Here is a 22925-nt window from a genome sequence, read left to right on the forward strand (position 1 = left end):
TTTATTAAGGAATTGAGAATAGTTAAGTTTAGCTTCGCTTTAAGCGATTTGCTTAATAAAAAATCTAAGATTTTAATCCTAAAAAAATCTTAACTCCTTAATTGTCCTTAATGGTTCAAATTTATTATCTCTCGCAGATTAGGCTGATTACGCAGATCTTTTTTAAATCTGCAAAATTTGCTCAATTTGCGAGAGCTTTTTATTTAAGTTTAAAAATCGAAATAATTTTTAGCATTATGATAACAGATGTCGGAAATGGTTTTCCCGATCAGTTCCATATCATCCGGCAATTCGCCGTTTTTCATTTCTTCTCCGAAAAGATTACACAACACTCTTCTGAAATATTCATGTCTCGGGTAAGATAAGAAACTTCTGGAATCTGTCAACATTCCTACGAAACAGCTGATTAATCCCATGTTTGAAAGGGCATTCATCTGCTTGATCATTCCGTCTTTCTGATCCAAAAACCACCATCCGGAACCGAACTGTACTTTTCCTTTGATACTGCCGTCATTAAAATTCCCGATCATTGTAGCGAAAATTTCGTTGTCGGCAGGATTTAAGTTATATAGAATTGTTTTGGTCAGTTTGTCTTTTCCGTCTAAAGCGTTTAATAATTTAGACAAAGTTTCAGCCTGTACGAAGTCACCGATAGAATCCCACCCTGTATCCGGACCTAAGATTCTGTGCATTCTTTCGTTATTGTTTCTCAAAGCTCCAAGGTGGAACTGCTGAACCCATCCGAATTTATGATACGTTTCGCCTAAGAATAATAAAATGGCAGTTTTAAACTGATTCACCTGCTTTTCAGCAATCACTTTTCCTGAAATTTTATCATTGAAGATTGCGCTCACTTCAGCTTCTGAAGCTTCCTCGAATGAAATATTGTTCAGTCCGTGGTCGCAGAGTCTGCATCCGTTTTCGTGGAAATATTCTACTCTTTTTAATAAAGCATCGCACAAAGTCTGGTAAGAATTGATTTCAATTCCAGCCGACTCGCCCAATTTAGAAATATAATCTGCGAAGTTGTGGTTCTCAATTAAAATCGCTTTATCAGGACGGAAAGCTGTACTTACTTTAATGCTGAAATCACTTTTCGCCAAATCCTGATGGTAATTTAAAACATCAATCGGATCTTCAGTCGTGCACAAAGATTCTACGTTCATCATTTTCAGCAAACCTCTTGTTGACTTTTCAGGAGTCTGAAGCTGTGCCGTGATGTTGTCGTAAATATCTGATGCGTTTTTTTCGTTTAATAATTCATCAATTCCGAAATAACGCTTCAATTCTAAATGCGTCCAGTGGTACAAAGGATTTCTTAAGGTATAAGGAACCGTTTTTGCCCAAGCCTCGAATTTCTCTTTGTCTGTTGCGTCACCTGTGATGAATCTTTCGTTCACGCCCATCGTACGCATTGCACGCCATTTGTAATGATCGCCTGCAATCCAGACTTTAGAAATATTTTCGAAAACCGTATCTTCAGCGATATCTTTTGGAATCAAATGATTGTGATAATCGATGATGGGCTGTTTTTCTGCGAAATTGAAGTATAATTCTTCCGCGTATTTATTTTGTAATAAAAAGTTATCTGTAATAAAAGATTTCATTTCTGTAAAATTCTTATGTTATTCATTAGCAGGTTTCCCGATGGTCGCCAAAATACCTCCATCCACATAAATGATGTGTCCGTTGATAAATTTACTTGCATCTGAAGCTAAGAAAATAGCGGTTCCTGCAAGATCTTCCGGGTTTCCCCATCTTCCTTCCGGAGTTCTGCTGATGATAAAATCGTTAAACGGATGCCCGTCTACTCTGATGGGTTCTGTCTGGGTTGTCGCAAAATATCCGGGACCGATACCGTTCACCTGAATATTGTGTTTTGCCCATTCTGTTGCTAAATTTTTGGTAAGCATTTTTAGCCCGCCCTTTGCAGAAGCGTATGCTACTACATTGTCACGGCCAAGCTCACTCATCATCGAGCAAATATTGATGATTTTACCAGATTGTCTTTTGATCATGTGTTTCCCAACCAGTTGAGACATGATGAAAGGACCGGTAAGATCTACATCGATTACTTTTCTAAAGTCTGCAACATCCATCTCTAAAGCCGGAACACGTTTGATGATCCCCGCGTTGTTGACTAAGATGTCTATTTTCCCATGTGTAGCAAGCATTAAAGCAACTTTTTGAGCGGCTTCCAATTCGTCTGTCACATCAAAAAGATAACCTGTAGCGTTGTATCCTTTACTGCGATAATATTCTAAGGCTTCGTCTAATTTTGAGGGAGTTGTACTTGTGATTGCCAGTTCAGCACCTGCAGAGGCAAGACCTTCAGCCATTGCCATTCCTAATCCGTGAGTACCGCCTGTTACAACAGCTACTTTTTCGGATAAATCGAATAAATTCATGTAGAAAAAATTACTTTAGTTCGTTAGTTTTAACAGCATCCATGTCGCCATAATCCATATTTTCTCCTGCCATTCCCCAGATAAAAGTGTAGTTGGAAGTACCAACCCCTGAGTGAATAGACCATTCCGGAGACAAGACTGCTTCATTGTTTTTCATAAAGATATGACGGGTCTCATTCGGCTGGCCAAGAAAATGACTTACCGCCTGCCCTTCTTCAAGATCAAAATAAAAATAAGCTTCCATTCTACGGGTATGCGTGTGAGAAGGCATTGTGTTCCAAACGCTTCCTTCGTGCAACTCGGTCATTCCCATTTGCAGTTGGCAGGTTTCTAGTACGCTGTTGACGATCAATTTGTTGATGGTACGTCTGTTGGCGTATTTTGCTTCTCCCAATTCTACAATTTCAGCCTCATTTTTAGTGATCTTCTTTGTAGGGAAAGTGTGATGCGCAGGAGCTGAATTGAAATAGAATAAAGTCTGACCTTCATTTCCATTTTCAAAAACAACATCTTTTGCTCCTTTTCCGATGTATAATGCTTCCTTATTACCAAGCTCGAAAACCTCTCCGTCAACGGTTACCTTTCCGGCAGCACCAACGTTGATAATTCCCAATTCTCTTCTGTCAAGGAAGTTTTCTGCCTTCAGATCATCCGTAGGCTCCAGTTTCAATGCGTTTTTTACAGGCATTGCACCACCTACGATCATTCTGTCGTACATAGAATACACTACATTGATTTGATCTTCATTAAATAAATCATTCATTAAAAACTCCCTTCTCAGGTCTTCAGTTGTATATTTTTTTACATCTTCAGGATGATGGGCGTAACGAAATTCTGATTTTGTCATACTCTTAATTTTGAATTTTTCTGTGGCCCGAAAGCCGATAAGTTTTACTGTGTAATCGATTGCATAAAATTACACATTTTTAACGATTGAAATACTTGGTGTTAAATATAGAATTAAAATTTAATTGGTTCACAAAAATTTAATATTTATTATTAAATCATTCATTTTCAGTAAAATAAATTTAATAAAAGTACAAAAAGTCGTGCTCTCAAGAGAGATTTAAGGTAAAACTAATCCCTGAAATCGGTACAAACCATTGAACAAACATAAAATCATGCCAAAAAAAATCATGTGTTTGAGATGACAATTATCATTAAGTTCTATGATAAGGCTGTCATAAAGAGGTGACTCTAATTAGTTCCCTAAGGAAACAATAAAAATGTTCAGAAAAACGTGACAAAAATCATTTAATTTCACAAAAAATTAATCTTGAGTACACATTTTGGGAATTTTCAATGCGTAAAATTTGGGTAATTCAGGCCTAAAAAGATAGCTGAAATACATTAAACAGAAAAAAATATTAAGAAATTTTAAAGAAATTTTAAGGTGTAAATTATTATTTTAACAAACTGATTAATAGTTATATAATGTGAAAAACCTAACGATTGTTATGCAAATTTTTAAAACTTAAACAATTAAATTAATAAAAAATTATTCAAATTTTCTTTGCGTAATCGAAAATAATATTAGTTTAGGAGCCAGGAATTTATACCTGTAAAAATTTACGCAATCGATTGCACACTAGAAAGCGTATTTTTTTGATTAATTCCTGGCCACTTAACGAAAAAAATACTTACCTCTTATCACAAAAACAGACAACAGAAGAATAAAGTAATTAAATTAAGAATACAGTTCAATGAATAAAAATGTACAACAGATTAAGTGGTTATATCTTTCCGCTTTTCTTTTGCCAATGCTCGCAATGGCACAGGAAAAAGACAAGGAAAGAAATATCGACGAAGTGGTTTTAGTAGGTTACTCTAAAGTTTCTAAAAAAGACGTAACCAACGCTGTTTCATCTGTAAAAGCAGAAGCTTTGAAAGATATGCCCGTAAACAGTGCCGCTGAAGCAATTCAGGGTAGACTGGCAGGGGTTCAGGTGCAGACAAGTGAAGGCTCCCCGGGTGCAGAAGTAGATATCAAAGTAAGAGGTGGAACTTCTATTACCGGAAGCAATGCCCCACTCTATATTGTGGATGGCGTACAGATGGATAACGCTATGTCGCTTTTGACTCCGAAAGAAATTGAATCAATCGAAGTTCTGAAAGATGCTTCATCTACATCAATCTACGGTTCCAGAGGTGCAAACGGGGTTGTTTTAATTACTACAAAAAGTGGTAAAAAGAGAGCAACTACTTCCATAAACTACAACGGATTTACAGGTGTAAGGAAGATCATGAACACATTGGATGTTCTAGATCCTTATGAATTTGTATTGTATCAGTACGAACTATACAACAAAAATGGTGTGGCTGCTGATGTTTTGGCTTTTACAAACAGATATGGAACTTATAGCGAACTACAAAATAAATACAGCAACGTTAAAAGAAGAAATTGGCAGGATGAATTATTCGGTCGCGAAGCTTTTAACTTTACACATAACCTTACGGTAAATGGTGGTTCAGAAAAATCGGCTTTTGCGTTAACATTAAATCATGTAGATGAAGATGGGATCATGCTCAACTCTGGATTCAAGAGAAGTATGGTTAACTTTAAATACGATTATGATATCAGTAAAAAATTAAAGTTTGGTTTTAATGCAAGATACAGCAGATCATTAATAGATGGTGTAGGTACTTCAAGCACCGGTTCTCAAAGTAATAACAGATTGAGAAATGCTGTTAGATACCAGCCTTTCGAAGGAGGATCTAATATTCCTGTTGATGATTTTGACCCAGATTACGCTACCAACACCAACTTGGTTAATCCTTTAATTCTAAATCAGAACGAAGTTAGAACTAACCGTTCAAATGACTTATTATTAAACGGTTACATCAACTGGAACATTTCAAAAGACTTCACTTTCCGAAGTGTTATTGGGTACGTACAGAGAGATATTATCACCAATCAGTTTTGGGGTACTGTAACATCACAGGCAAGAGCAAATGCAGATATGCCGATTGTACAGTTAGACAGATCTCAATCAAGAAGAATTACCAATACCAATACGTTAAATTACACGAAAAAATTTGGCAGACATAAACTGGATGTCTTGCTTGGTCAGGAAATCATTCAGACTGACGGAGAAACAAGTAACACCTATGTAAAATGGTTTCCAAAGTCTATCCTTCCGCAAGAAGCATTTTCCAACATTGCTGCAGCAACACCACCCGCAGGTTTAATACAGGATGCAGCAAGAACAGCAGTTATTGCTCCTGATCGTTTAGCTTCATTTTTCGGACGTGTAAATTATATTTTTGATAATAAATATATTCTTACCGCCTCTGTAAGAGCTGATGGATCTAACGTTTTCATGAAAGGAAATCAGTGGGGATATTTCCCGGCAGCTTCATTGGCGTGGAAAGTTAACGAAGAGAAATTCTTGAAAGATGTTTCCTGGCTTGAAGAATTGAAACTTCGTGTTGGATACGGTCTTTCTGGTAACAACAGAATTACATCTTACCTTTGGGCTAATTTCTACAACGTTGGTGCAAACAACGGATATGTATTCGGAACTTCTGTAACTCCGGGAGCCGGAATCTCTACAACACAGGCAAATCCTAATGTAAAATGGGAAGCTACAGTTTCTAAAAACGCGGGTATTGACTTCGGATTTTTCAACGGTAGATTATATGGTAGTGTAGACGGATATATTACTGACACTAAAGATTTGTTGGTTTTGGCTAAAGTTCCTTTCCCGGGATATGCTAACCAGTTCCAGAATTCCGGTAAAACTCAAAACAAAGGTTTAGAATTTACTTTAGGTGGAGCTATCGTCAACAAAGAAAATTTCACCTGGAAAACAGACATCAACCTTTCTGCAAACAAAAATAAAATTTTAAGTTTAGGAAGCGGTGTTCGTCCAGGCCAGGATTATTATCTGGTTCAATCTGGAGGTATCGGCGGATTTGACTTTATCGCAAAAGTGGGAAGCGCTGTAGGCACCTATTACGGATATGTAACTGAAGGAAGATACGAAGTAAGCGATTTTGATTACAATGCCGCGACTCAGGTTTATACATTAAAAACAGGTGTACCAAGTACAAGTGCAATCGCTTTAGGAGCAAGAGCTGTGCAGCCCGGAGATCTTAAATTAAAAGATTTAAATGGCGACGGACAGATTACTGATGCAGACAGACAGGAATTAGGAAGCGCACAGCCGAAGTTTTATGGAGGTTTTAACCAAACTTTCAGATACAAAAACTTTGACATGAGTTTATTCTTCAACTTCTCTGTAGGAAACAAAGTGTACAATGCCAATAAAATAGAAAACACAACTCAATATCTTTACAGAGACAACAACATGGCTGCAGAAGTGGCAGACAGATGGAGATGGTTTGACAACAATGGGGTGAAAGTGAATGATCCTACTGCTTTGGCAGCATTAAACGCTAACACAACAATGTGGACTCCTCCAAGCGGACAGTACATCTTACACTCTTACGGAATCGAAGATGGATCTTTCTTAAGATTAAATAACGTAACTTTAGGTTTCACATTACCTAAAGGTTCCCTTGAGGCGGTAGGTGTTAAAAACTTCAGACTGTATGCAACAGTAAACAACGTTTTCGTTTTGACGAAATACTCTGGATACGATCCTGAAGCAAGCACAAGAAGAAATCCTTTAACTCCCGGAGTTGATTACTCAGCTTATCCGCGTAGCAGATTCTTCGTAACAGGTGTAGATATCACTTTCTAAAATTTATTATCATGAAAAAAACAAAATCAATATTTATAGCAAGTTGCCTCGTTGGAGCACTTTTCTTTACTAATTCTTGTAACGATTTCCTTGATCCGGAAAACCTATCAAGTATTTCTGAAGCACAACAGTTTGACAGTACAGACGATACTTTTTCAGCATTAATTGGTGTTTATGCTCAATTAGGTGGTGATGATGGGTACGGACAAAGATTATCTCTTATTATTCCTCAATCCGGTGACGACTTCAGAACTTCAGGAAACTACAACTGTAATGACAGAAGGGGTGTTGCCACTTTCGGCGCATGTGCAACCAATACAGAACTCAACAACCCGTTTGGGAAATTATATACAGGAATTGAACGTGCCAACCTTGTTCTGAAAAACATTCCGCTATCTCCTGTTATGCAGACAGGAAGTGCACAGGAAAAAACTCTAATGAACAGATACATGGGTGAAGCATTAACGCTTAGAGCTCAGTATTATTATGAATTAATCAGAAACTGGGGTGATGTACCGTTTTATTTAGTGCCTGCATCTGAATTACCTGAACAGAACCAGCCAAAGACAGATCGCGATATCATTTATGATCAGATGATTAACGATCTTGAAAAAGCCGCAACATTAGTTCCATGGAGGTCTGAAGGTGGTACAACCAGTAACAGAATTTCTAAAGGATTTGTAAAAGGTTTAAGAGCTAGAATTGCTTTAGCCAGAGCAGGATATTCTCTCAGAAGAAGCCCGCAAATTATGGCTCAGGGATCAAACCCTCAAAAATATTATCAGATTGCTTTAACAGAATGTAAAGACATCATGAGCCATTCCGGTGAGCATAGTCTTAACCCTAGCTATGAAAATGTTTTCAGAGCGTTACACACCAATGCTCAGGATACAACTAATGAAGTGATTTTCGCAGTAGGAGCATTTGGAGGTGGTGTAAGAACAGACTCTAAAATCGGATATTACAATGGATTAAAGCATCACGACAATTCTGTATGGAAAGGTGGTGGAGGTATCAATGCACTTCCAACTTATTTCTACGAGTTTTCAAAGTTTGACTTAAGAAGAGACATGAATGTCGGAATCTTTACCATTAACGCTGCAAACCAAGCGGAACTGGCTGCATCTAATGCGTGGACAGATTCTAAATACAGAAAATCATGGACAAGTATTACAGGTCCTTCTCAGACATTAGCTGTTGACTGGCCTTTACTTCGTCTTTCAGATGTAATGTTGATGTTTGCAGAAGCAGACAACGAAATCAATGGTGCACCTTCTCAGGAAGCTAAAAACGCTTTACTAGCAGTAAGAAACAGAGCATACACAGGAAATCTTGGTCAGGTAGGAGCAATTCCTTCTGATAAAGTAGGATTCTTTAATGCTGTTGTGCAGGAAAGATTATTAGAATTAGGTTCAGAAGGAATCAGAAAATATGATTTGATCCGTTGGAATTTATTAGCAATTAAAATTGCTGAAACAAAACAAAAACTGACAGATTTCATCAACGGTGTCGGAGCTTATGCTAATGTACCTTTGAATATTTATTACAAAAATTCTGTTTACGATCCTACTAAAACGGCTCAGCAAAATATCGCAGCAATTGATGTTTATACTACAGGAACAGATAAAAGTGCTGTATTTTACCTTCCGAATCAATCTGCTACCACTCCTGCAGGTTACAAATCTATTGCATGGAGATCAGGAATTACTGCAACCTATGTAGATAATCCGGCATCAGGATATGCACAGTATTTCCAGGTTAACAAGAGAGAATTATTGCCGATATATTTTGAGTACATTCAGAATAACTTCAATCTTACCCAGGATTATGGTTATTAGTAAAAATACACATTCATATTAAATTGATTTTAATACAGACTTTCTCTTGTTTACAGGAGTGAGTCTGTATTTTTCCTAAAGAAAAGTTTTATGTCGACGATTTTCAAAAATTTTCTCTCAGCAATTTCAGCATTGGTCATCCTACTAAGTATTTTTTCTTTCAAAACTTCCGACAGAACAATCGTGGTTTCGAAAGACGGAAAAGGAGATTTTAAAACCATTCAGGATGCCATAAATTCTGTTGAAAACAATACTTCTAAGCAGACAAAGATTATTCTTAAACCCGGAACCTACCGTGAAAAAGTAACTATTCCACAAGAAAAAGGCGCTATCTTTTTATTGGGTGAAAATGCAGAAAATACCATTTTAGTTTACGATGACCACGCTTCAAAGCAAAACTCCGAAGGTAAAAATATCGGAACCACTGGGTCATCAACTATTTTTATCTTTTCTAATGATTTTTCAGCTAAAAATATCACTTTTCAAAACGATGCGGGACCAGTCGGACAAGCCGTTGCAGTATTGACTACAGGAGATAGAATTGCTTTTGAAAACTGTAAATTCTTAGGTTTTCAAGATACTTTATACACAAAAGGAGCTCAGGATAATCCGGATAAAACTAAAATATCAAGAAATTATTTTAAAAACTGCTACATCGAAGGAACTACCGATTATATTTTCGGAGCCGGAACTGCCGTTTTTGAAAACTGTATCATTTACTCAAAGAAAAATGCTTCTTACGTTACAGCGGCTTCTACTATTGAAGGTAATGAATACGGTTATGTATTTATTAACTGTAATGTAACAGGCAACGCAGATGCAAATTCTGTATATTTGGGTCGTCCGTGGAGACCATTTGCTAAAACTGTTTACATCAATTGTGCAATCGATTCCACAATTAAATCTGAGGGATGGCATAATTGGTCTAAACCCGATGCTGAAAAAACTACTTTCTACGCAGAATACAACTCTAAAGGAGAGAGAGCAGATATTTCAAAAAGGGTTTCATGGTCGCATCAGCTGACGAAAGAACAAGCTAAAAAATATACCGCCAAAAACGTATTAAAAGGAAAAGACAACTGGAATTTTAGTAAAAGTTTTAAATAATATTAATTTTTATCATAAACTAAAACTTTGAGATCTTTTATAAGTCAAACGACTTTGTGAATCTTAAAAAATATATTTTGTTATAAAACCTTTGTGAACTTTGTGTTCAAATTTGATGTATTAAAAAGGAACAATTACTTTACAAAAAATGAAATTCAGCCTAAAACATACAATCTTCACAGCAAGTTTACTCACTTTGTTTTCTTTCTCAGCTTCAGCTCAGGAAAAAACAGACAGTTTTCCGGGCGCAGAAGGTTTCGGAAGATTCACCACCGGAGGAAGAGGCGGAAAAGTAATTTTCGTAACCAAAACTTCAGACGACGGCTCCGAAGGAACCTTAAGACATGCTTTAAACCAAAAAGAAGCAAGATATATTGTTTTTAAAACCGCCGGAACCATTTTCCTTGAATCTCCATTAAAAATTACCGAAGAAAATGTTACCATTCTGGGACAAACCGCTCCAGGAGATGGAATTACTATCGCTAACTACGAAACTTTTGTAGCTGCTGACAATGTAATTATCCGTTTTTTGAGATTCAGAATGGGAGACCAGAAAAAAGTGGAAGGAGATGCTTTAGGGGCAAGATTTATGAAAGGCTTAATCGTTGATCACTGCTCGATGAGCTGGTCAACAGACGAGACGGTTTCCATTTATGTGAATGAAAATACCACACTTCAATGGTGTGTAATCGCAGAAAGTTTAAGAAACTCTGCTCACAAAAAAGGTAATCACGGATACGGTGGAATTGCCGGAGGCAAATACGCTTCATTCCATCATAATATCTATGCACATCACGACAGCAGAAATCCAAGATTGGGAGAATATGCGGGAAGTAAATTTGCGCTGACTGATTTAACCGATTTCAGAAACAACGTCATTTATAATTGGGGACACAATAATGTGTACGGCGGCGAAGGAATGAACGTGAATATCGTTAATAATTATTATAAACCGGGACCGGCTACTTTAACCAAAAAAAGAATTGTCGCCATCGACAAAAATGAAAAACCTGAAACCGAAGTGTACAACATTTGGGGAAAATATTATATCAGCGGAAATGTTTCTGAAGGAAATCCCGAAGTGACCGCCGACAATTGGGAAAAAGGAGTTTTCAACCAAATGAAAAGCGATTATAATCTGACGGAAACTGATAAAAATAATATTAGAATTAATCAGCCACACGATATTCAGAATAATGTAAAAACAGATTCTCCAAAACAAGCTTACAGGAAAATTTTAAAAATTGGAGGTGCAAGTTTGGTGAGAGATGCAGTAGATGTACATGTTTTAAAAGATGCCAAAAAAGGTACTTTTACCTATAATGGTTCGCTCGGAAGCAAAAACGGAATCATCGATTCTCAAAATGATGCAGGTGGTTTCCCAACTTTAAGACAGGGAAATAATCCAAAAGATTCAGACAACGACGGAATGCCCGATGAATGGGAAATCAAACAACAGCTCAATCCTAATAAATACGATGCAAACGGAAGAGATTTAGATAAAAACTACGATAATATTGAGGTTTACAGTCACAGTATTGTGCAGGACATTATCAAAAAACAATAATAGTATTTTTACTAAAATTAAATTTTAAAACAGAAAAATCAACTTTAAAAAGATATATAATATGAACTTCATCAATCATAAATTAAAAGTATTGGCATTTGCCGCTTTAGGATCGGGCGTATTTTTGTCTTGTGCACAGACGAAAAATGCTGTTGCCACAAAACCTTCAAAAGTAACTTCACAAGCAGGAAAAGTAGTTCCCACCAACTTAAAATGGTCTGAAAGAATGATGCTTTCAGAAATGCAGCGTTTCCCTGAAGCTTGGATGCTTGATTTCAGCAAAAGTCCGAAATGGACCTATCCGTCAGCAATTGTTTTAGACGGAGCTGAGCAGCTTTACATTAAAACGGGCAAAAAAGAATACTATGATTACATCAGCGGTTTCGGGAAAGATTTAATAAAAGAAGACGGAACGATTGCCACTTACGAATTAGAAAAGTACAACATCGACATGTTGAACAGCGGAAACGTATTGCTTTATCTATACGAAAAAGAGAAAGATCAAAAATACCTGAAGGCACTTCAAACTTTACGTCTGCAAATCGACGGACAGCCGAGAACGAATGAAGGTTCTTTCTGGCACAAAAAAATCTATCCTAACCAGGTTTGGTTAGATGGCTTATACATGGGAATGCCTTTCTATACGCATTATACGAAAGATTTTACAAAAGGTGCAGACGCTCAGAAAGCGTATGACGATATCGTGATGCAGTTTGATTCTGTTCAGAAAAATCTTTTAGACAAAAAAACAGGATTGCTTTATCACGCTTGGGATGAGAGCAAAGAACAAGCCTGGGCAGATAAACAAACCGGACTTTCGCCGAACTTCTGGGGAAGAGCGATGGGCTGGTACGGAATGGCGATGGTAGACGTTTTGGATTATTTACCGAAAGACCATCCGGGAAGAGCAAGAATTATTTCTTACATCAAATCCTATTCAGACGCGGTTATCAAATATCAGGATAAAAAATCCGGACTTTGGTACCAGGTTTTAGATAAGCCTTTGGCGAACAAAAATTACGAAGAAGCGACTGCTTCAGCGATGTTTGTTTATACAATGATTAAATCTGTGAACAAAGGTTACCTGCCAAAATCATATAAAGTTGCCGCTAGAAAAGGCTACGACGGAATCATCAAAAATCTTATCACAGTTGATGAAAATGGTGTTGTCAACTTAAATAAATGTTGTGCTGTTGCCGGATTAGGAGGAAAACCTTACAGAGACGGTTCTTACGAATATTATGTAAACGAAGAAATCCGTTCGAATGACGGTAAAGGAACAGGACCATTTATTTTGGCGAGTTTGGAGTTTGAAAAATAAAATTTAAAACATTAAGATAATTAAAGGATTAAGTTTTTTTAAAGTTAAAATCTAAGATTTTATTAAGCCGCATAATTATAGCAAAGCTCAGCTTAAAAAAACTTAAAGACTTATACTTCTTAATGGTTTTAAAAAAATTAAACATACAATCTTTGCTGAGTGAAATCGAAGATTCGACGAAGTCAAACGCCTTTGCGAACTTAAAAATATACATTAAGTTTTAAAAAAAATCTTTGCGCTCTTTGCGTTAAAAACAAACCAGACCAAAAATCTGATTTTATGACAAACAAAATTTTAAATATACTTTCAATCACCGTATTTTCCATTGCATCAACATACTTGAATGCACAGGAAAAACCATACGTTTCAGAAGTCTGGACTGCCGATCAGGGAAAAAATTACAGAAACCCTATTTTGTACGCAGATTATTCAGATCCGGACGTAACGCGTGTTGGTGATGATTATTATATGACCGCTTCAAGCTTCAACGAAGCTCCCGGATTGCCAATTCTTCACTCAAAAGATATGGTCAACTGGAAATTGGTGAACTATGCTATTCAAGATGTGTTGCCTAAAGAGCATTTCTCAGTTCCTAGAAGAGGTGACGCCGTTTGGGCACCAGCAATCCGTTTTCACAAAGGCGAATTTTACATTTACTGGGGAGATCCCGATTTCGGAATTTACATGGTAAAAACCAAAGATCCACTCGGAAAATGGGACGAGCCAGTTTTGGTAATGGAAGGAAAAGGTTTAATCGATTCTTGTCCGTTTTGGGACGAGGACGGACAGGCCTATCTGGTTCACGGGTGGGCAGGAAGCCGCGCCGGAGTGAAAAGTATTTTGTCTTTAAATAAAATGAATCCTGAAGGAACAAAAGTTTTGGATAAAGGAGTTCATATCTTCGATGGTCACGATGCACATCCTACCGTTGAAGGTCCGAAAATGTACAAGAGAAACGGCTACTACTACATTTTTGCTCCGGCTGGAGGTGTTGCCACAGGATGGCAATTGGTTTTAAGATCAAAAAATATTTACGGCTCGTACGAAGAGAAAATAGTTCTCGAACAGGGAAAAACAAAAATCAACGGTCCACATCAGGGAGCGTGGGTGGATACGCCTTCGGGAGAAGACTGGTTTTACCATTTTCAGGATGTGGATGCAGGAGGAAGAATAGTGCATTTGCAGCCGATGAAATGGGAAAAAGACTGGCCAGTAATGGGCGTCGACAACGATAAAAATGGCATCGGCGAGCCGGTTTTAACCTATAAAAAACCAAACGTCGGGAAAACATATCCTGTCGTAACTCCGGCTGAAACGGATGAGTTTGATGGTGAAAAATTAGGTTTGCAGTGGCAATGGAGTGCCAACGAAAACATAGTTTGGTCTTCCAAACTTCCGGGACAGAAATTTCTGAGATTATTCTCCATGAAAATGGCTGAAAACGATAAAAATCTTTGGAACGTTCCAAATCTTCTGACTCAAAAATTTCCTGCTCCGAATTTTGTAGCTTCTACGAAAGTTAAGTTAACTCCCGAAGATGCCAAGGAAGGAAAAACTGCCGGACTTTTGGTCATGGGAATGGATCACGCATCGATTGTCATCACCAATAAAACTGACGGATATTACGTTCAGTTGAGAAAAGCCGAAAAGGCCGAAAAAGGCGGCGAAGAAAAGGTTTTGTTTGAAACCAAATTGAAAGGAAACGAAGCATATTTTAAAGTCAACGTCAGCGAGCCGAACGGAATTTGTACGTTCAGTTACAGCGAAAACGGTAAAAATTTCATCAAAGCAGGTGAACCATTCCAGGCAAAACCCGGAAAATGGATCGGTGCCAAAGTGGGATTATATTCTGTAAGCACACAGAAAGCAAACCGTGGTGGCTACGCAGATTTTGAATATTTCAGAATAACAAAAAATTAAATATCTCACACAGATTTCATAGATTTTCACAGATGATTGCACATCAATTGAAATTTAATTTTCAATAAAATTTTTGAAAGTCGCTGAAATCGTTGGGAAACAAAAAATAAAATACCAAACCTAACGGGTTTTAGAAAAATCAACAATAGAAAAATAAATAAGAATATATATAATGAAAAAGTCATTCAAAATAATAGGTCTTGTCGCGGCAATGATGTTTTCGGGACAGTTCTACGCTCAAAATACAGATATTTACAAAGGCATTGAGTTTAAAATGCCAAAAGTTGTGGAAACTTCTTTCGCAGCAAATACCGTATCAATCAAAGATTTTGGAGGTGTTTCGGGCGGAAGTGTAAAAAACACGGAAGCTTTCAAAAAAGCAATCGACGCTTTGGTAAAAAAAGGTGGCGGTAAACTGGTTGTGCCGAGAGGCCTTTGGTTGACCGGACCTATCGTTCTGCAAAGCAATATCAATCTTCATGTGGAAGACGGTGCCATGATTATTTTCAGCACAGACAAAAGCGATTATCCTTTGGTAGACGTAAGTTTTGAAGGTTTAAATACCATCCGCTGCCAGTCTCCAATCTCTGCAAGAAACGCAAAAAACATTGCCATTACCGGAAAAGGAGTAATCGATGGAAGTGGTGACGCGTGGAGAGCCGTGAAAAAATCAAAATTATCTGAAGTGGAATGGAAAAAATTCGTTGCTTCAGGCGGAATCGTTTCCAAAGATGGTAAAACATGGTACCCTTCTGAAAGCTATAAAAAAGGATTTGAAGGCAGCTCAAGCTTCAATGTTCCAGATAAAATCAACAAAGCTGAACTGGAATCTGTGAAAGATTTCCTTCGTCCGGTAATGGTGAGTATCGTTGGTTGCGATCAGGTACTTTTGGATGGTCCGACTTTCCAGAATTCTCCTGCATGGAACCTTCATCCATTGATGACTTCCAATTTAATTTTAAGAAATCTAACCGTTAGAAACCCTTGGTATTCTCAAAACGGTGACGGTGTAGATTTGGAATCGTGTAAAAATGTTCTGATTTACGACAATACTTTTGACGTTGGAGATGATGCGATCTGCATTAAATCAGGGAAAAATGAAGACGGAAGAAAAAGAGGAATGCCAACTGAAAACGTGATCATCAAAAATAATATGGTGTACCACGGTCACGGAGGTTTTGTAATCGGAAGTGAAATGTCTGGTGGAGCGAGAAATATGCACGTTTCAGACTGTACTTTCATCGGAACAGACATTGGTCTTCGTTTCAAAACTACCCGTGGAAGAGGTGGTGTCGTTGAAAATATTTATATCAAAAACATCGATATGATCAACATTCCGACGCAGACGATTGGTTTCAATATGTTCTACGAAGGTGCTTCACCTGTTTTGGAAGACGGACAAAAAGCGGAAGGAAATAAAGCTCCTGAAAAAGTATATCCGGTAACGGAAGAAACGCCGGTTTTCAGAAATATTTATTTTAAAAATATCACAGCAACCAATTCTGACGAGGCAATTACTTTATTCGGTTTGGCAGAAATGAATCTTAAAAATATCGTGATTGAAGATTCTCAGTTTGAAACTAAAAAAGGTCTAACCATCGTTGACGCAGACGGAATTCAGCTGAAGAATGTAAAACTAAAATACTCTGAAGGAACCGGCACAACGATTTTAAACAGTAAGAATATCGATCTTTCCACTTTACAACTGGAATCAGATCAAAAACCAACCATCAAAGTTTTGGGAGCAAAAACCACATCGGTAAAACTTCCGAAAGACGTAAAAGGCGAGCAACTGAGCATTTCGAAAGAGATTGCGAAGAATGCGGTGAAGTAATTTGAGATTTGACGTTTGAGATTTGAGATTCGAGATACGGGTTTAGTGATTTGAGATTTGAATTTGAAGTTTGGGATTCAAAGTCCCAAAGGGACGATTTTCTAAAGGATAGGATGCAATCCTATCAAGATAGAATATTAGATTTGAAATTTTGATGAGAATTCAACACACAGGAAAAATTTTAATTTTTCAACTGATGTGTTCTAAATATTCTCAAACATTTAAACTTGAAGTTAACTAATGTGTCAAAAAACTTTTGTGGTTAGATCAAACTTTTTTGAACTTGTATTTTCAAAGTTTTAAACTTAAAAACTGCAAAAGACTTTTGTGACTTTTGACTTCGTCGAATCTAGCGATTTGTGGTTAAAAATTAATTTAAAAATGAGTTTTTACAAACTATATTTTCTTTTTGTTTTTTTTGTAGGAGCAACAGCATTCGGTCAGACAAAGCCGAATGCTACTCCTTACACAAACGAAGCAACTTATGAAAAACTAAAGAAAAAACATCCGTTCATCACTCCGCTGAACAGACCGGTTCCGCCCAACATCGGAATTGATAAAGATGTAGAATATGCCAATATCAACGGACTTTCCCTGAAAGCCGACATCTACTACCCTCTCGACAAATCCAAAAAATATCCGGCAATCGCACTGGTTCACGGCGGTGGCTGGATTTCCGGAAGTAAGGAAAATGAGAAGTACATGGCTCAGGAATTGGCTTCAAGAGGTTATGTTGCGATTGCCGTGGGTTACCGATTGAGCGAAGTAGCAAAATATCCTGCCGCAATTGATGATGTAAATAATGCAATTGAATTTTTAAAGAAAAACAGAAAAAAATATGCTGTCGATACTAAGAAAATAGGGATTTTAGGCGAATCAGCCGGAGCACAAATCGCTACTTTGGTTGGCGTAAAATCTAAGGGTAAAATCAAAACAATCGTCAATGTTGATGGTGTTGTGTCATTTATTCATGAAGAATCCGGGAAAGAAGGAACTTATGATGCTTTTTGGTTGGGCTATGCTCACAAAGACAATCCCGAAATATGGAAAGATGCTTCACCATTGGAATTTGTAGATAAAAATACGCCTCCCACTATTTTCATCAACAGTTCTCAACCTCGCTTTCACGCAGGAAGGGACGACATGATGAAGAAACTGAGAAGTTTTAATACTCCGACAGAGGTTCATGAAATCAAAGATACTCCACACTCATTCTGGTCTGCAGAACCTTGGTTCACAGAAACTTTAAATTTGACACTACAGTTTTTAGACAAACATTTGAAGTAAGATTTAGGTTTAGGCAAAATTTAAACGCAAAGATTTATTTTAATTGAAAACATTTAAGGAGCAAAGAATAATCAATAAATTGATTTTAAGCTAATGTTTATTTTCAAGCTTAAGCAACTTGTTCGCATCCTTTGCTCCTTAAAGTTTAAAGATTTTAAAATAAATCTTTGCGTTAAAGTAAACATTCACATTAAAAAAGTTTTATGAAAAAATTATTTTTAATACTTTTCATTTCTGTTACCAATTTTCTATTGGCAGGAACTGATCCATACATCACGGTAACTGTTGCACAAGATGGAAGCGGGCAGTTTACTTCTATTCAGAAAGCGATTACATCCATCAGAGATTTGGGTCCGGGTGAGGCTTTGGTTAAAATAAAAGCAGGAAAATATCATGAAAAAATTGTGATTCCTTCCTCAAAACATAAAATTACATTACAGGGCGATAGCAAGGAAAATACAATCATCACCAACGATGATTATTCTGGTAAAATGGATGCGTTGAATGAAAAAATGACAACTTTCAATTCATACACACTTTTGGTGATGTCAGATGATGTTAAAATTTCAAATCTGACCATAAAAAATTCTTCATGCAATCAGGGACAGGCTGTTGCACTTCATGTGGAAGGTGACCGTTTTACCGTCAAAAATTCTAATATTCTGGGATGTCAGGATACGCTTTATACAGGTGGAAATCACAGCAGACAATATTATGAAAACTGCTTTATTGAAGGAACAACAGATTTTATTTTCGGTTCGGCAACGGTAGTTTTCAAAAACTGTACGATAAAAAGTTTGGCCAATTCTTACATTACAGCAGCATCCACCGATCAAAGCAAAGAATTTGGTTATGTTTTTTTTGACTGTAAATTAATTGCGAAAGAAGGCATCAACAAAGTATTTTTGGGCAGACCTTGGAGGCCTTACGCAAAAACAGTTTTCATCAATACCGAAATGGGAAATCACATCCTTCCTGAAGGCTGGAACCCCTGGAAAGGCGACAAAATGTTTCCTGACAAAGACAAAACGGCTTATTATGCCGAATACAACAGCAAAGGTGAAGGCGGAAAAACCGAAAATCGTGTTGCATGGTCGCATCAATTGACAAAAAAAGAAGCAAAAAAATACACGATAAAAAATATCTTCGGAGACTGGAAACCGGAGATGAGTAATAAGTAATTGGTAATGAGTAATCTCAAAGCTATTTAATTATAACAGCTAGTATTAGCGATGTCATGCTGAGCTTGTCGAAGCATCTCCAAACAAATCAATTTAAAAATGAAAAAAATACTTTTAATTCTAAGCATTGTAATTTCGACATTCACATTTGCTCAAAAGAAACCAACTTTATTCCTGATTGGCGATTCTACCATGTCCAACAAAGACAATCCCGATAAAAACCCAGAACACGGTTGGGGACAAGTTTTAGGACAGTTTTTGACTCCAAATATTGAACTTGAAAACCACGCCATGAACGGCAGAAGCTCAAAAAGTTTTAGGACTGAAGGTCGATGGGATAAAGTTGAAAAACAATTAAAAAAAGGTGATTTCGTAATCATCCAGTTCGGTCATAATGACCAAAAACTGAAAGATTCAACAAAATTCACCAATCCGCATACACAGTACAGAGCCAATCTGGAAAGATATGTGAATGAGACCAGAGCAAAAGGTGCCACGCCAATCCTGATGAGTTCAATTACAAGAAGAAACTTTAACGAGAATGGAGTTTTAATCGACACCCACACAGATTATCCTTTGGTGGTAAGAATGGTGGCAAACGACATGAAAGTTGCTTTCGTCGACATGCAGTTATTAACCGAACAAATGGAAATTGCTACTGGTCCTGAAAAATCAAAACTTTTACACCTTTATTTTAAAGCAGGAGAAAATCCGTATTACGATAAAGACAAAGCGGATGACACGCATTTATCAAGATTAGGTGCAGAAACTGTTGCTAAACTTGCAGTAAAATCCTTGAAGGATTTAAAAACAGGTTTGGAAAAATATATTAAGTAAATGTCACACAGATTGCACAGATTTTCACAGATTTAATACAAAAATGATCTGCTCAATCTGCAAAATCTGCGAGAGAAAAAATCAACACTTAGTTTGTCATTCAGAGCATAAACTGAAGGTTTACGAACGAAGTTCTGAAGTGTAGCGTGGAATCTCAGCAACATTTAAATGTATAGATTCCTACGGAATGACAAAGTGTATGTGTTTTTAAGTAATTACTAAAATTCAAAAATATAATAAATGAATTTCAAAAAAGAACCATTTTTCGACGGCAATTCCGAATGGGAAAACTTGGGAGACGGTGTTTCCAGACAGTTTGTAGGATACAATTCTCAGGTCATGATGGTCATCGTTCAATTTGAGAAAGATGCGATCGGAACATTACACCAACATTTTCATTCGCAAATCACCTACGTTGCCGAAGGAAAATTTGAAGTAACCGTCGACGGCGAAACCAAAATCCTCGAAAAAGGGGACGGATTTTTTGCCCAACCCAATATTTTCCACGGTGTAAAATGTTTGGAAGCAGGAAAACTAATAGATTCATTTACCCCGTTTAGAGAGGATTTTCTGAAAGATTAAATTTTATAAAATCAAACCTCATAGGTTTATCATTTTAACACCAATGAAAAAAGTATTTTTTTTAACCATTATTTTCTCTTTTATCCAGTTTTCAGCTCAGGAAAAAATATCGTTTTGGCCAAAAGGTGAAATGCCCAATTCCAAAATTCTGGCTTCAAAAACAAAGAAGAAAAAAGAACTGGCAGAACTGAAAGAACCCGCACTTTTTGCTTTTCTCCCTCCCGCAAAGGAAAGAAACCAAAAGTCGGTCATCATCATTCCCGGCGGCGGTTATTCGAAGCTAACGTATGACGAAGGTGCTTTTCAGATTGCAAAATGGATGAACACTTTGGGGATTTCCGCATTTGTTTTAAATTACAGATTGCCTACATCAAGCGATTTAATTCAAAGAGAAATTGCTCCGTTGCAGGACATTCAGGCTTCCATAAAATACATCAGAAAAAATGCCTCACAATGGGGAATATCGCCAAATCTTGTCGGAGTTGTCGGAACTTCTGCTGGTGGTCATTTAGCAACAAGCGTCAGCAATATCACAACAGATTATACAGAATTAAAAGGCGATTGGTCTGCAATTTCCACCATCCCGAATTTTGCGGTTCTTTTTTGTCCGGTCATCGACTTTGGAGAATTTGCCCATAAAGGAAGTCGCGAAAGTCTGCTTGGAGAAAACGCTTCTTCAGATAAAATTGCAGAATTTTCGATGCAAAATAGAGTAACAGAAAAAACGCCGCCAACAATTTTATTTCACAATCAGGACGACACAGCGGTTCCTGCGATGAACAGTATTCTTTATTTCAAAGCAATGACAAAAAATAAAGTAAAAGGTGCGATGTTTATTTTCCCGAAAGGTGGCCACCGTTTTTTCGTGACTGATAAAGATCCTATGAACGAAAACTGGAAAAAACTGTGTGCTGACTGGCTTGAAACCATTAGTAATAAATAATGGGTAATGAGTAATAAAAATTATTTATGAGCAATTGATTTGGACAGCCATGAACTTCGTTCGTAAATTTCGACAAAAGCTAGCGCTTTTTTCTCATTTATGCCTTCCACTCCCGCTTTTTTGCTAGCCTGTCCTGAGCTTGTCGAAGGATCTCTCCTCACAAAAAGAGCTCCGTTCAAGTCGGGCTGCGGATTTGTCATCAAAACAAATTTGTTATTAACTAAAAAAGTGTCAGTAATTTAGATTTAAACAAATTTTAATCAATGAAAAACTTCATCCTTATATTCAGCATTTTTATTGGAATTCAAATTTCAGCTCAACAGAAAATTGCAGTTTGGGAAAAAGGTACAATGCCCAATTCCAAAGGTTTAAAATTAAATATTGTTGAAGAAAAAGAAGGCAGAATTACACAGATTCAGCAAGCTGAAATGTTTGCCTTTCTCCCTGCAAAAGAAGAACGGAAAAAGATGGCCATCATAGTCATTCCTGGCGGTGGTTACAGGCATTTGACTTACGATTTGGGTGGATATTCCTATGCAAAATGGCTGAACACTTTAGGTATCTCAGCTTTTGTTTTAAATTATAGATTACCAACTTCTCCGGATTTACAACAAAGAGAAATCGGGCCTTTACAGGATATCCAGGCTGCAATAAAATTGATCAGAAAAAACGTCGCTCAATATGGAATTTCTCCTGACCAAATTGGAGTTTTAGGAACTTCAGCAGGCGGACATCTTGCTGCTATGGCAAGTAATATTCCAACAGATTATACTGAAATGAAAGGCGACTGGACGAGCATTTCAACAGTTCCAAATTTTGCGATTCTCGTTTCTCCCGTTATCGATTTAGGCGAATTTGCACACAAAGGAAGTCGGGTGAATCTTTTGGGAGAAAATGCTTCCGAAGAAAAAATCCAAGAATATTCTATGCAGAATCGTGTGACAGAAAAAACACCGACAACGATTTTGTTTCATGCTCAAAACGACAACGCTGTGCCGGTAATCAACTCTATTTTATACTATGAGGCGATGATTAAAAATAAAGTGAAAGGTGCGATGTTCATTTTCCCACAAGGCGAACACAATATTGGAATTTCGAATAAAACGGAACTGACAGATAACTGGAAGAAAATCTGCGCAGACTGGCTTTTGAGTATGAGTAATAAGTGATGAATAATGAGTGATGAATAATTTTAAACGCAAAGATTATCTTTAATATTTTAAGGAGCAAAGGTTGCGACAAGTCGCTGATGAAGCTTGAAACATATTCTTTGGTTAAACTTTTTTCTTTTTTGTTAAAAGAAATTACACATAAGCTTAAAATCAATTCATTGATTATTCTTTGCTCCTTAAACTATGCATCTAAAAAGAAAATCTTTGCGTTAAAAAAACATC

16 protein-coding genes are annotated in these 22925 nt (G+C 37.0%); 13 read left to right on the plus strand and 3 right to left on the minus strand.

Going from position 1 to position 22925, the window contains the following annotated elements; genetic code table 11:
* Nucleotides 1-209: 209 nt before the first annotated feature.
* Genes uxaC through kduI form a run of 3 tightly spaced genes read right to left on the minus strand, consistent with a single transcriptional unit; the run spans nt 210 to nt 3255 of the window.
* Nucleotides 210-1607: a glucuronate isomerase gene (uxaC, locus tag AC2A1G_RS17760; RefSeq protein WP_484048231.1), complete on the minus strand. Its 1398-nt coding sequence runs from the start codon at nt 1605-1607 to the stop codon at nt 210-212.
* Between the two features lie 18 nt (nt 1608-1625).
* On the minus strand, nt 1626-2408 hold the full coding sequence (locus AC2A1G_RS17765; protein ID WP_484048232.1) for a gluconate 5-dehydrogenase: 783 nt from the start codon (nt 2406-2408) through the stop codon (nt 1626-1628).
* A 10-nt stretch (nt 2409-2418) separates the two neighbouring features.
* The gene (kduI, locus tag AC2A1G_RS17770) at nt 2419-3255 is read right to left on the minus strand and encodes a 5-dehydro-4-deoxy-D-glucuronate isomerase (RefSeq protein ID WP_484048233.1); all 837 of its coding nucleotides are present in this window, start codon (nt 3253-3255) and stop codon (nt 2419-2421) included.
* 856 nt (nt 3256-4111) lie between these two features.
* Between kduI and AC2A1G_RS17775 the strand changes: the two genes are divergently transcribed.
* The 13 genes from AC2A1G_RS17775 to AC2A1G_RS17835 all read left to right on the plus strand — a co-directional run bounded on the left by AC2A1G_RS17775 (nt 4112) and on the right by AC2A1G_RS17835 (nt 22700).
* Nucleotides 4112-7114 carry a SusC/RagA family TonB-linked outer membrane protein gene (locus AC2A1G_RS17775; protein ID WP_484048234.1) on the plus strand — a complete coding sequence of 1001 codons (3003 nt, stop codon included), beginning with the start codon at nt 4112-4114 and terminating at the stop codon, nt 7112-7114.
* 11 nt (nt 7115-7125) lie between these two features.
* Nucleotides 7126-8952, plus strand: a complete 1827-nt coding sequence (locus tag AC2A1G_RS17780; protein ID WP_484048235.1) for a RagB/SusD family nutrient uptake outer membrane protein — start codon at nt 7126-7128, stop codon at nt 8950-8952.
* A gap of 90 nt (nt 8953-9042) precedes the next feature.
* Nucleotides 9043-10059, plus strand: a complete 1017-nt coding sequence (locus AC2A1G_RS17785) for a pectinesterase family protein (RefSeq protein ID WP_484048236.1) — start codon at nt 9043-9045, stop codon at nt 10057-10059.
* A gap of 148 nt (nt 10060-10207) precedes the next feature.
* Complete coding sequence (locus AC2A1G_RS17790) at nt 10208-11626, plus strand: pectate lyase family protein (RefSeq protein ID WP_484048237.1); 1419 nt, start codon at nt 10208-10210, stop codon at nt 11624-11626.
* Between the two features lie 61 nt (nt 11627-11687).
* Entirely contained in the window at nt 11688-12947 is a 1260-nt protein-coding gene (locus tag AC2A1G_RS17795; protein WP_484048238.1) for a glycoside hydrolase family 88/105 protein, read from the plus strand.
* A 279-nt stretch (nt 12948-13226) separates the two neighbouring features.
* Nucleotides 13227-14867: a glycoside hydrolase family 43 protein gene (locus AC2A1G_RS17800; protein WP_484048239.1), complete on the plus strand. Its 1641-nt coding sequence runs from the start codon at nt 13227-13229 to the stop codon at nt 14865-14867.
* A gap of 172 nt (nt 14868-15039) precedes the next feature.
* Nucleotides 15040-16701 (plus strand): glycoside hydrolase family 28 protein, encoded by a 1662-nt coding sequence (locus AC2A1G_RS17805; RefSeq protein WP_484048240.1) that lies wholly within the window; start codon nt 15040-15042, stop codon nt 16699-16701.
* A 381-nt stretch (nt 16702-17082) separates the two neighbouring features.
* On the plus strand, nt 17083-17988 hold the full coding sequence (locus AC2A1G_RS17810; protein ID WP_484048241.1) for an alpha/beta hydrolase fold domain-containing protein: 906 nt from the start codon (nt 17083-17085) through the stop codon (nt 17986-17988).
* 203 nt (nt 17989-18191) lie between these two features.
* Entirely contained in the window at nt 18192-19169 is a 978-nt protein-coding gene (locus tag AC2A1G_RS17815) for a pectinesterase family protein (RefSeq protein ID WP_484048242.1), read from the plus strand.
* 99 nt (nt 19170-19268) lie between these two features.
* A complete protein-coding gene (locus tag AC2A1G_RS17820; RefSeq protein WP_484048243.1) occupies nt 19269-20006 on the plus strand; it encodes a rhamnogalacturonan acetylesterase in 738 nt (245 codons plus the stop codon).
* A 240-nt stretch (nt 20007-20246) separates the two neighbouring features.
* A complete protein-coding gene (locus AC2A1G_RS17825; RefSeq protein ID WP_484048244.1) occupies nt 20247-20588 on the plus strand; it encodes a cupin domain-containing protein in 342 nt (113 codons plus the stop codon).
* Between the two features lie 43 nt (nt 20589-20631).
* Entirely contained in the window at nt 20632-21531 is a 900-nt protein-coding gene (locus tag AC2A1G_RS17830) for an alpha/beta hydrolase (protein WP_484048245.1), read from the plus strand.
* A gap of 263 nt (nt 21532-21794) precedes the next feature.
* A complete protein-coding gene (locus AC2A1G_RS17835; RefSeq protein ID WP_484048246.1) occupies nt 21795-22700 on the plus strand; it encodes an alpha/beta hydrolase in 906 nt (301 codons plus the stop codon).
* The last annotated feature ends 225 nt before the right edge of the window (nt 22701-22925 follow it).

Source organism: Chryseobacterium sp. HNCC26DJ240, from assembly GCF_057180485.1.